This is a genomic window from Ottowia thiooxydans (assembly GCF_040548795.1).
In the GTDB taxonomy this organism is placed as follows: Bacteria; Pseudomonadota; Gammaproteobacteria; order Burkholderiales; family Burkholderiaceae_C; genus Ottowia; species Ottowia thiooxydans_A.
Map to the genome: position 1 here is coordinate 1 of NZ_JBEPSH010000006.1, position 11,804 is coordinate 11,804.

At 58.0% G+C, this 11,804-nt stretch carries 11 protein-coding genes; 9 read left to right on the forward strand and 2 right to left on the reverse strand.

What is annotated here, in order from left to right; translation table 11 throughout:
• Positions 1-92: 92 nt before the first annotated feature.
• Positions 93-1,586 carry a glycerol kinase GlpK gene (gene glpK / locus ABIE13_RS14765; protein ID WP_354444728.1) on the reverse strand — a complete coding sequence of 498 codons (1,494 nt, stop codon included), beginning with the start codon at positions 1,584-1,586 and terminating at the stop codon, positions 93-95.
• An 18-nt stretch (positions 1,587-1,604) separates the two neighbouring features.
• Positions 1,605-2,369, reverse strand: coding sequence for a DeoR/GlpR family DNA-binding transcription regulator (locus ABIE13_RS14770; protein WP_354444730.1), 765 nt, complete (start codon positions 2,367-2,369; stop codon positions 1,605-1,607).
• Positions 2,370-2,511: 142 nt separating this feature from the next.
• On the opposite strand from ABIE13_RS14770, the gene ABIE13_RS14775 reads away from it, so the two are divergent.
• The 9 genes from ABIE13_RS14775 to ABIE13_RS14815 all read left to right on the forward strand — a co-directional run bounded on the left by ABIE13_RS14775 (position 2,512) and on the right by ABIE13_RS14815 (position 11,775).
• Positions 2,512-3,357: a phytanoyl-CoA dioxygenase family protein gene (locus tag ABIE13_RS14775; protein WP_354444732.1), complete on the forward strand. Its 846-nt coding sequence runs from the start codon at positions 2,512-2,514 to the stop codon at positions 3,355-3,357.
• Positions 3,358-3,359: 2 nt separating this feature from the next.
• A complete protein-coding gene (locus ABIE13_RS14780) occupies positions 3,360-4,883 on the forward strand; it encodes a class I adenylate-forming enzyme family protein (protein ID WP_354444734.1) in 1,524 nt (507 codons plus the stop codon).
• Between the two features lie 36 nt (positions 4,884-4,919).
• Positions 4,920-5,852 (forward strand): phytanoyl-CoA dioxygenase family protein, encoded by a 933-nt coding sequence (locus ABIE13_RS14785; protein WP_354444736.1) that lies wholly within the window; start codon positions 4,920-4,922, stop codon positions 5,850-5,852.
• A gap of 4 nt (positions 5,853-5,856) precedes the next feature.
• Entirely contained in the window at positions 5,857-7,095 is a 1,239-nt protein-coding gene (locus tag ABIE13_RS14790) for a serine hydrolase domain-containing protein (protein WP_354444738.1), read from the forward strand.
• A 54-nt stretch (positions 7,096-7,149) separates the two neighbouring features.
• Positions 7,150-8,397, forward strand: a complete 1,248-nt coding sequence (locus ABIE13_RS14795; protein WP_354444740.1) for an ABC transporter substrate-binding protein — start codon at positions 7,150-7,152, stop codon at positions 8,395-8,397.
• Between the two features lie 91 nt (positions 8,398-8,488).
• Positions 8,489-9,367 carry a branched-chain amino acid ABC transporter permease gene (locus ABIE13_RS14800; protein WP_354444742.1) on the forward strand — a complete coding sequence of 293 codons (879 nt, stop codon included), beginning with the start codon at positions 8,489-8,491 and terminating at the stop codon, positions 9,365-9,367.
• The gene (locus ABIE13_RS14805; protein WP_354444744.1) at positions 9,367-10,347 is read left to right on the forward strand and encodes a branched-chain amino acid ABC transporter permease; all 981 of its coding nucleotides are present in this window, start codon (positions 9,367-9,369) and stop codon (positions 10,345-10,347) included. The genes ABIE13_RS14800 and ABIE13_RS14805 overlap by 1 nt, the downstream gene beginning before the upstream one ends.
• Positions 10,344-11,078, forward strand: a complete 735-nt coding sequence (locus ABIE13_RS14810) for an ABC transporter ATP-binding protein (RefSeq protein ID WP_354444746.1) — start codon at positions 10,344-10,346, stop codon at positions 11,076-11,078. The genes ABIE13_RS14805 and ABIE13_RS14810 overlap by 4 nt, the downstream gene beginning before the upstream one ends.
• On the forward strand, positions 11,068-11,775 hold the full coding sequence (locus tag ABIE13_RS14815) for an ABC transporter ATP-binding protein (protein ID WP_354444748.1): 708 nt from the start codon (positions 11,068-11,070) through the stop codon (positions 11,773-11,775). Before ABIE13_RS14810 ends, ABIE13_RS14815 begins: the two co-directional genes overlap by 11 nt.
• The last annotated feature ends 29 nt before the right edge of the window (positions 11,776-11,804 follow it).

An 11,804-nucleotide genomic window follows, 5' to 3' on the forward strand; every position in this document is an offset into this window, starting at 1 on the left:
CACCTTGGCTGCGAGGCGCGTCTTGCACTACGACGCGGCCGGCATAGGCACGGAAAAAGCCGGCGCGGGGGTGAATTTAGTGTTAACACGCCCTAGTCCGCCGTGGCTTGGCGCACCGCGTGCTCCCAATTTTCCATGAGTTCCTTGGCGCGAACTCGGCTCATGGTGGGCATAAACTGACGTTCCGCTTTCCAGAGAGCGGAAAGCTCCTGAGTGTTCTGGTACATGCCGCGCGATAGGCCTGCGAGATACGCTGCGCCAAGCGCCGTGGTCTCTACACATGCGGGGCGCACGACAGGAATGCCGAGTAGATCAGCTTGGAACTGCATGAGCAGATTGTTCACGCTCGCTCCACCATCCACGCGCAGTTCTGTGACGGAGGCTCCACCTGATGCTGTCGCGTCACGGCTCATGGCTTGCAGCAAAGCGGCAGTCTGGTATGCGATCGATTCAAGCGATGCACGCGCGATATGTGCGAGCGTGGTGCCGCGCGTGAGCCCGGTAATGGTGCCTCGCGCGTCGGGCTTCCAGTAGGGCGCACCAAGGCCCGTGAACGCAGGTACGAGCATGACGCCGCCGGAGTCAGGAACGCTTTCAGCAAGTGCCTGCACTTCACCACTGGTATTGATGGCGCGAAGTCCGTCCCGCAACCATTGCACGACCGCTCCGCCAACAAATACGCTGCCTTCCATAGCGAACTCGGGGTGCGGGTGTGTCTGCGCGGCGCTCGTGGTAAGCAGGCCGTTTTTTGATGTCTGGAAGTTGTGCCCGGTGTGCATGAGCATGAAGCAGCCCGTGCCGTAGGTATTCTTGGTCATTCCCGCTGAGAAGCAGGCCTGTCCGAACAGAGCGCTTTGCTGATCGCCAGCAACCCCACCTATATCGATGCTATGGCCTAAAAGCGCCTCGCTCGTCGCGCCAAACCTTCCGCTGGAAGGCAGCACCTCAGGCATGAGTGAGCGAGGAATGTTCAAACAAGCGAGCAGCTCCTGGTCCCATTCGTTTTTGTGCACATTGAACAGCATGGTGCGGGAGGCATTGCTCACATCGGTGACGTGGCGCTTGCCTTGCGTGAGCTGCCAGATCAACCACGAATCAACCGTGCCGAACGCCAATTCCCCACGTTCGGCTTGTTCTCGTGCGCCATTGACGTTATCGAGCAACCATTGCAGCTTGGTCCCCGAGAAGTACGCATCTATCAGCAGCCCGGTTTTGGCTTTGATGACTTCGGCCATACCCCGCTCACGCAATGCTGAGCACAGTGGTTCCGCGCGGCGGTCCTGCCAGACGATGGCGTTGTGCATCGGCTCACCGGTCTTGCGGTTCCACAGCACGGTAGTCTCGCGCTGATTGGTAATGCCGATCGACTCAATGTCCTTGGCGGCAATGCCAGCCTTCTTCAGCGCCTCGCGAACGGTGACGAGTTGGGTGTTCCAGATCTCGACGGGATTGTGTTCCACCCAGCCGGGGCGTGGATAAATCTGCGGCAATTCCCGTTGTGCAAGCGAGACGATTTGACCTTGAGCGTCGAAGACGATGCTGCGTGAACTTGAAGTGCCTTGATCTAGGGCGAGAAGGTAGGGCATGCCGGAAATGCTGTTTCGTCAAGAAGCAATCACACACCTGACGCCAGCTTCTTCAAGTAGCGCCGCATAGGGCGAAGGAGGATGCGCTTCGGTGAAAAGAATGTCGATCTGATCGAGCCGGGCCAGCTCGATCATCGCGCGACGGTCGAATTTGCTGCTGTCTGCAGCTAGCCAGACCTCGCGAGATTGGGCAATGATGGATTGCGCTACCTTCACCTCACGAAGATCGAAATCACGCAAAGTTCCATCCTGTTCAATGCCGGAAATGCCGATAACGCCAATGTCCACTCGGAACTGGCGGATGAAATCGACGGTAGTTTCCCCCACGATGCCGTGGTCACGCGAGCGCACCACACCTCCCGCGACGATCACCTCGCAATCCGGGCTGTCAGCCAAGATTGCAGCTACGTTCAAGTTGTTGGTGATCACGCGCAGGCCACGGTGGCGCACGAGCTCGCGTGCGATGGCTTCGGTGGTGGTGCCTATGTTCAGAATCAGCGAACACCCCTCAGGAATAGCTTTGGCGATCTCGCGCGCGATCGTGCGTTTGGCTTCCTCGTTGAGTTGCCTGCGCTGCAGGTATTCGATGTTCTCCGTGGTTGAGACCGGCAGGCGGACACCTCCGTGATAGCGCGCGAGCACACCCATCTGGGCAAGTTGCTTGACGTCCCTGCGAACAGTTTGCAGGGTCACGCCAAGCCGATCGGCCAATGCTTCCACGGACACCGAGCCTTGGCGCCGGACTTCATCCACCAAATGGTCGAGTCGGGGGTTTGCAATCATGGGAGCAGCGTAAAGGAAAAAAAACGAACAAATCTCAGGGATTACCCTGATTAATATAAATCTAACAAACGAACAAAATAGAAAAGAATCTGACAAAAACGTTCAACACTCGTTTTGCCTCTTGGCCTCTTGGTTACTGACTATGACAACTTCGCCTCCTGGACAGCTCACGGATTGGAAGCAGCGCTTTGAGCGTGACGGTTATGTCGTGCTTGAGGATCTGATCACACCGGATCAGGTTGCCATGTTGAAGGAGGCGCTGCTGTCCGTCGAAGAGCGCAATGGTTTTGGTTATGCCAAGACCTCGTTCGAGGGATTCAAAACGGTTCGGATCAACAATTTGCTGGCATACGACGAGGCGTTCTGGAGCGTTCCGTTGCAGCCTTCCGTGCTGGGCCTTGCGGAGCTGTTGCTGGATCGCGAATTGCTGCTGTCATCGCTATGTTCCCTCACACTCGGGCCGGGGCAGACCGCTCAGCCCTTGCACGAAGATACGCAGCAGTTGACCCTACCGCGCCCGCGTCCACCACTGGCGCTCAATGCGATGTGGGCTCTGAGCGATTTCACTGAAGCCAACGGTGCCACGCGGCTCGTTCCTGGTAGCCATAAACTGGATCACTCACCGGCCTATGGTGCGCAAGTGGAAACCGTCGCCGCGACCATGCGATCAGGCAGCGTGATGCTGTTTGACAGCGCCTTATGGCATATGGGCGGGGCGAACACAACAGATGAGCGCCGCTACGCGCTCTCGTGCTACTACTGTGCGGGTTGGATGCGTCAGCAGGAGAACCTCCAACTAGGTATTCCGCGCCAGACCGCCGCCAAGTTCCCGCGCCGGCTGCAAGAGCTCTGTGGGTATGGCATCTACAAAGGGCAATACGGCCATATCGAGAATCATGACCCGATCGAGTTGCTAGGTCAGGAAGGCCGTCCGACTGTCTGGGAAGCCACGGATCGCAAACTGCAGCAGCGTGCGGCCGACAACTGAAAATGTCAGCTTCTCGTTTGCTGCCGGATATCCCTGCCTCAGTGGTGCACCTGCTGCAGGATGCTGCGCGGGATTACCCACAGCATTGGGCTATCCGCTTTGAAGGCAGTCGCCTGCGCTATGCAGAATACGCGGGGTTGATCGGTGCGCTCGCCAATGAGCTCAAGCTCCGTGTGGCTCCCGGTGAACGTGTAGCGCTGCTGATGCAGAACTCTCTCGATCTGGCAATTGCCACATTCGCTATTCATGCGTTGCGTGCGCAAGTAGTGGCTCTGAATCCAGGGTACAGCGAGCGAGAGCTGAAGGCTATGCTGGATGATGCGTCTCCGTGTCTTCTTCTGGCAGATGACAGCGTACGTGCGGAACTGCTCGTACTTTGTCCTTCGATGGCTGAAAGCCAGATTATTCGCACCGGGAACGGTTGCGGTTTTCTCCGATTGCTGGAGTCGCAACAACCCTTGCCGGACGAACTACCGAATCACTCCCATCTGGCAACGTTGCAGTACACCGGTGGAACCACCGGCGTGCCCAAGGGCGTCAACATCACGCATGGCCACCTCGCAGCCAATCTCGTACAGCGAGAAGCCTGGCTGCCTACACTGCGTGGCGAAGAAGTCATGTTCTGCCCAATGCCGCTATTTCATGTATCGGCAGTGGCGATGTGCCTGCATCTAAGCGTGTTCGCGGCGTCCGAGTTGGTTGTCCAGCGTCGCTTCGACGCCAAGGCTGCGGTGCAGACGCTTGCTCAAGAAGGTGTGACGCTGATGTCTGGCGCACCCGCCATTTTTTATGACCTGCTGCGGCAACCGGATCTCGAGCGGGTAAGGAACGGAAAACTACGCGCCTGTTACTCCGGGGCCGCGTCGCTGCCCGAGCGCACCTTGGTGGAGTTCAGGCGACTCACAGGTTGTCCCATCTACGAGGGTTACGGACAAAGCGAAGCCGGCCCATGCCTGACTTACAACCCGGTTCATCGCGACTGCAAGCCCGGCTCGGTTGGGCTTCCGGTTTTGGGCAGCGAGTTGCGCATTGTGGACGCGGACGGTTGCGAGCTGCCAGCAGGCTCCGTCGGGGAGATCTGCGTGCGTGGTCCACACGTCATGGCTGGCTACCGCAATCGCCCTGAGTTGACTGCGCAAGTATTGCGCGATGGATGGCTCCACACAGGCGATCTGGCCACCAAGGATGAGGACGGCTATGTTTTCATTCGCGGCCGCCACCAGGAAACCATCAACGTGGGTGGCTTCAAGGTGTATCCGATCGAAGTCGAGCAAGTCCTGCGAGAGTGCGAGAGCGTGGGGGAATGTGGCGCCTTCGGGGTGATAGATGAACGTCTGGGTGCGGTGGTTCATGCCTGGGTGACACCCGCACCAGGGCACTTGCTGGACGCTGAGGAGCTGCGTACGTACTGCGCCTCCCGACTTGCCCACTACAAAGTTCCAAAGCGCATCGGTATCACCACTGCGTTGCCGCGTACTCCTATCGGAAAGCTCGCTCGCAAGGAACTCAAACCTGTAGGCCCTTAGCCGCACCGCTTACTGCAATAGACACAAGGAAGACAAATGATGAAGAACATCGATATGGACAAGCTCAAGCACCAGCTCGCCGAAGACGGCTACGCGGTGATTGAAAACGTGCTGGATCAAGCTCAGTTGGACCGCGCTCGCGAGATCGTGGCCAGGCGCATGAAGTATGAGCTGGCCAACCTGCAGCAGCCGGACGACGAGAAACACGAAGACGACGACGAAATTCGTGCCTACTACAAGAAACACTACACCGTGAGCGACGCCGAGGCCGAGCGCATGGTGGCGCGCATTCACCAGTATCGCCGTGACAACGCCGGCGCACGCTGGCCCATGCCGATCAACAAGGTTTCCAAGAATTTCCTGCACTTGCCTACCTTGTTCGATGATGACCAGTCACAGCGGGTATGGAACCTTCTGAACAAGGAGCCAGAACTGATTCCGTTGATCGAGCACCCTGTCGTCTTACCGATGGTGCAGCACGTCATGGGAGAAGATTGCAACCTGCATGACTTCCAGTCGACCAGCATTGGTCCCAAAACGGGTGGCGGCGCATGGCACGTCGACGCCCCCCTCGGCCAGATCGCCGAGCCGCTCCCAGAATTTCCGCTGACGCTTCAGAACGTCTGGATGTTGGACGACTTCACGGCAGACAACGGTGCAACTCGCGTCATGCCTCGTAGCCACAAACTGCGCAAATCACCGCCCTGGGGCAGCGATCCTATGGAAGGCGAAGTCACGTTGACTGCGCCGGCAGGTTCCGTGGCGATCTGGCTGTCCAATACCTGGCATCGGTCGGGCCCGAACTCTACCGACGGCCAGCGCCGCGCCATCTTGTGCAACTACAACGTGTCCTGGTTGCGCTTCTTCGCAGACTTCACTTCCACGCTGCCGCAAGAGGTCATTCCCACGCTGTCCGAGCGCGCGAAGTACTTGTTGGGCTTTGGCGCGTGCGCGCCGCGAACCCGCTGATTCCGTGGCCGTGCAAGAACACAACGTCAGCATCGAACTCAAGCGCGCCGAACTCGGAAGAGCGCATATTCAAGGATATTGCGCTCCACGGTTTCGCAGTCTCTTGAATGCATTCATCGAGAACTTCGATGACGATGTGGAGCATGGCGCTTCCCTGGCTGTCGAGCAGGAGGGGGAAACCGTTGTCGACGTATGGGGCGGATTCGCAGATCTGAAAACGCGGCGCAAGTGGGAGCAGGACACCATTGGCGTCGTTTTCTCCAACACCAAGGCAGCGACAGCACTGTGCGCGCACATCCTGGTCGATGGCGGCGCGCTCGAGATCGACAAGCCTGTCGCACACTATTGGCCTGAGTTCGCTGCGGCGGGCAAAGTTGATGTGACTGTCCGCATGTTGCTCGACCACTCTGCTGGCTTGCCTGCGCTTCGTGAAATGCTGCCCGATGGCGCGGCTTTTGACTGGAGCGAGATGACTCAACGCCTCGCCGCAGAAACGCCTTATTGGAAGCCGGGAACAAGCGTGGGCTATCACGGTCTTACTTTTGGATGGCTAGTGGGTGAAGTTATTCGGCGTGTCGCGAAACAGTCTCTCGGCAGCTTTTTTCAGGAGCGCGTGGCGCAACCCCTGGGTATCGATTTCTGGATCGGCCTGCCCGAAAGCGAGGAATCGCGCGTAGCCACCATCCTGCCAGCTTCGCCTGCAGAGATGCCGCGCAACGCATTCGAGCGCGCGATCGCCAATGAGCCCGACAGCATTAGCAACCTGTACTTTCGCAACACGGGAGGTTGGCGGCCAAGTGGTTTCAATTCGCGGCGCGGACACTCCGCGGAAATTGGTGCAGCGGGCGGAATCACCAATGCACGTTCGCTTGCTCGCATGTACAGCGCGCTTTCACTTGGCGGTGAGCGCCAGGGAGTGCGGGTGATCGGTGAGGAAACGCTCAAGCGCGCGAGTGAGGTGTCCTCGGCCACGAATGAAGACCTGTGCCTTCTCGTTCCCACTCGCTTTGCCGCGGGCTTTATGCGCAGCATGGACAACCGCGCGCGCGGACTAGACAGCGCCAACTTTGGCCGCGATGCTTTCGGCCACGTAGGTGCGGGTGGCTCGCTGGGGTTTGCTTCGCCGCGGCATCGTATCGGCTTTGGCTACACGATGAACCACATGGGGCCGGGTGTGCTGCTCAACTCGCGGGCACACAGGCTGACTAAAGCGCTGTATGACGTGCTCGAGTGGCATGAATGACTTTACTAGTTAGCAGATGTGAATTTTCAATCAACAAAGAGGGGATGACTCGTGATGAACCGTAAGAACTTTATCGTCCGTGCTTGCCTTGCGAGCACGTTTGCCGCACTGGGTGTCAATGCCGCCCAAGCCGCCGATCCGGTCAAGATCGGCTACTTGATTCCACTTTCAGGTAGCGCTGCTGCGGCAATCGGCAAAGACATGTCACGCGCCACGCACCTGGCTGTGAAACACATCAACGAGGGTGGCGGCATCAAAGCGCTCGGCGGGGCCAAGCTGCAGTTGCTGGAGTCCGATACACGCGGTGATCCAAAGGTGGCGATCACCGAAACCGAACGCCTGATCACGCGTGAGAAAGTGCCAGTTCTGCTTGGCGCGTTTCAAAGCGGGGTGACCTTCCCCGCGACAGGAGTGGCTGAAAAGTACAGCGTGCCATGGTTAGTGGATCTGGCGGCCAAGGCGGACATTACCGAACGTGGTTTCAAGTATGTGTTCCGCGGCACGCAGGTGCCCGCGTCAGCCAATGCGGAAAGCATGGCTGATTTCGTGGCCTGGGCTGGCAAGACGACTGGCAAGCCAGCCAAGAGTGTGGCCATGGTCTATGAAAATACCGATTGGGGCCAAGACATGGCCAACACGCTGCGCAAGAAGTTCAAGGAGCAGGGTGTGGAAATTGTGCTGGATGAAGGCTACCCGCCCAACAGCCCCGATCTGCGCCCGCTGGTGCTGAAGATCAAGGGGCGCAAGCCCGATGTGGTCACCGTGACTTCGTACGCTGCAGACGCCGTGCAATTGCATAAGCTGCTGGTTCAAATGAAGGTAGATGCCATGGCCTACATCGGCAGTGCAGGCGGTCAGATTGACTCAGGCTTCCTGCCGCAAGTGGGCAAGGATGCTGCCAAGCAGGTGTTTACGACGAATGGATGGGCCGGTTACGAATCCTCCATAACTACGCCATTTGCCAAGAAATTCTGGGACGAATTCAAGAACACTTACAAGGTCGAGCCAAACGAGCTTTCCGTCAGCGCATATGGCTCGGTCTGGATGATCAAGGACGCTCTGGAGCGCGCTGGCAAGGCAGAGCCCCAGGCGATCCGCGACGCACTGGCGAAAACCAACATCAAAGGTACAGACCTGAACAAGCTTCTGGGCTACGACATCGTGATCGACGAGAAGGGGCAGAATCCGCTGAAAAGATACGTGATGCAGCAGATCACACCTGAAGGCGAGTACCGCACGATCTGGCCCGAGAACCTTGCTTCCAAGTCCTACAAAATGGTCTGGCCAGCAGCGAAGAACTGATCAACAGTTGTAATTTTCGCCCCGCTGTCGGCTGCCCGTTGGTTCGAGACCGCTGGCAGCCGGCTCTTGTTTCTACACTTGGAAGTTCGCATTGAGCACTTATCTTCAAGCACTGCTCGGGGGCATCTCCACCGGAGCGGTTTATGGCCTTATCGCGCTTGGGCTGAGCCTTCAGTTCGGCGTGATGAAGATTATCAACTTTGCGCACGGCTCGTTCCTGATGGTAGCGATGTACGTGACCTATTACGCCTGCGCACGAATGGGGCTACACCCCCTCGCTGCGGCACCTATCACGGCAGTCGCGCTGTTCTTCACCGGTTGGGCATGCCAGCGGTTTCTGATCGAAGGCATCTATAGCAAGGAATCCGCGCGTGAGCCTATCGGCGTGTTGATCTTCACAACGGGCTTATGGATCTTTCTCGATTATTTCGCGCTCGCTTTATTGGGCCCGGACAGTCGTGCCATCGACAGCCCGTGGGCCAACGACGTCGTGGTAATGGGTGACTTGATCTTCACGTATCCGCAGATCGCAGGTTTCGTGGTGGCGGCGCTGGTGACGATTTGCCTGGTGGTGTTCATGCGCTATTCCGCGGCCGGCCGCGCCATCCGCGCAACAGGGCAGGATCGCGAGGCCGCGAGTGTGTTGGGCATCGACAGCAAGCGCATCTACCAACTTTCGTTTGCAATCGGCCTTGGAGTTTTGGGGATCGCGGGTGCGTTGCTGATGCCGATGTACCCAGTCAATCCATTCGTGGGCGATATCTTCGGTCTGCGCGCATTCGTGATCGTGGTGTTGGGCGGCATCGGCTCGATTGCCGGTGCGTTCTGGGGTGGCATCATCGTTGGCATCCTTGAGTCCGTTGGCAGCCAGCTGATTCCGGTCACCTATGCAGAGTCGCTGATCTTCGTGCTCTTCCTTGGTGTGATGTATTTCAGGCCAAGCGGACTGTTTGGTGTGGAGAACGAATAATGGCGGCGCAAGGTTCTAAACAGCCATTTTTCTGGGGTGCGCTGATTCTCCTCGTGGCTGTTGCCCCATTGTTCACCGGCAATCAGTACCTGCTGTCGGTAGCGGTGATGACGCTGCTATACGCTTATCTGGCACTGTCGTGGAACGTACTGGGCGGTATCGCGGGGCAACTGTCCCTGGGCCATTCCGCATACTTCGGCATTGGCGCCTATGCCTCCACCTGGTTTTTCGTGAACCTGGGCCTGAGTCCGTGGATGGGCATGTGGATAGGGGCGGCGCTTGCCGTCGTGGCAGCAGTGATTGTGGGCATTTCCAGCCTCCACCTGCGCGGTGCGTATTTCGCGTTGGCGACCATGGCTTCCGCCATGGTGCTCAGGATCCTGGTGGACAACGCTGACACTTTGCTGGGTGGTCCACGCGGTATGGAAGTGACGCTGCTGCGCGATGCGCCATGGCAATTTCAATCCACCTACAAAGAGTTCTATTACGTGATTGCGCTGGTGTTCGTGGTGCTGGCACTCCTCATCAACTGGCGCATTCTGCGCAGCCGGTTTGGGTACTACCTGGCAGCAGTTCGAAACGAGCAAGACGCCGCATTGGCTCTGGGCGTACCCACCACGCGTTACAAGCTCTATGCAGCCATGATCAGCGCGGCGATGACGGCCATTGGCGGCACGTTCTACGCGCAGTTCGTGCTGTTCATCAGTCCGGACAAGGTGTTTGGCGCCAATTTGGGCGTCGTGATCGCAGTGGTTTGCATCATTGGTGGACGTGGCACTCTGTGGGGACCAGTTCTTGGTGCCCTGCTGCTGTTACCGAGCGAGGAACTGGCCCGCTCATTTTCGGGCGGCATTCTGGGGGCAGACATGATGCTTTATGGCCTGCTGCTGATGCTGGTGATCTGGTATGAGCCACGCGGACTGGTGGCCATCCTTCAGCGGTGGCACAAGCCTTTGGCCAAGCGGGGAGCGATCAAATGACGACGGCCAAAAAATTGCTTGAGTTTGAAGGCGTCGGCAAGAGCTTCGGGGGCTTGCGCGCTATCGACGACGTGAGTTTCGCAGTCAATGAAAATGAGATTGTCGGCCTGATTGGTCCCAACGGCGCTGGCAAGACCACGCTATTCGCCATGGCATCGGGTTTTCTCAAACCCACGGACGGGCATATCCGTTTCCAGGGCCAACGCATTGACGGGTTCAATCCACCACGTATCTGCCGAGCCGGCCTGGTCCGCACATTCCAGATCGTCAAGCCATTTGGTGATTTGACAGTGATCGAAAACGCCATGGTCGGCGCATTTCTGCATCATCCCAAGCCCGAAGCGGCGCGCGAGTACGCGGCCGAGGTTCTCAAGCGCGTAGGCCTGGGCGGCCGAGAACAGCAAGCCGCCAAGACCTTGACACTCTCAGGCCGAAAGCGGCTTGAAGTGGCCAAGGCATTGGCTACAACACCCAAGTTGCTTCTGCTGGATGAGGTCATGGCGGGACTGAATACCGTCGAGACTTCCGAGATGGTGGAATTGATTCAGAACCTGCGCGTGTCGGGAGTAAGCATTCTGGTGATCGAACACAATATGAAGGCCGTCATGAGTCTCTCAGACAAGATCGTGGTGATCCAGTACGGCAAGAAGATCGCGGAAGGCCTGCCAGCGGAGGTAGCCAACGACCCTCAAGTTGTCTCTGCCTATCTGGGAGGCGAACATGTTGCTTGAGGTAAAGAATCTTGACTCAGGCTACGGCGATGTACAGGTGCTGACCAATGTGAGCATCAAGGTCGATGCGGGCGAGATCGTCAGCATCGTCGGGGCCAACGGCGCGGGCAAGTCCACGCTGATTCGCGCCATTATGGGAACCTTGCCGGCCAAGGCCGGAGAGATCCACTTCGATGGCCGACGCATCGATGGTGTAGAACCCCATATGATCGCGCGCGCCGGTATTGCACAAGTGATGGAAGGTCGCCGCCTGTTTGGCCATATGCCCGTAGAGGACAACCTGCTCATTGGCGGTGACATCCTGCGCGACAAGGCTCGGCAACGCGAGAATCTGGAGTGGATCTACGGGATGTTTCCCCGGCTGAAAGAGCGGCGCCATCAGTTGGCGAGATCGTTTAGCGGAGGTGAACAACAGATGCTCGCCATTGGGCGTGCACTGATGACATCGCCGAAACTCTTGCTGCTGGATGAGCCGTCCATTGGATTAGCGCCGATTATGGTCAAGTTCATTTTTGACAAACTCCCAGCAGTTCGTGATCGAGGCATCACGATATTGCTCGTGGAGCAGGACGTGCATCGTTCACTGAATATGTCCAGCCGGGGCTACGTTTTGGAGCATGGCGAAATCGTCCTCTCAGGCACAGGCCAGGAGCTGCTTGGCAACGAACGCTTGAGGGCGGCCTATCTCGGTATCTGATGAACGGATAGAGCGAGGTAACCGATCGC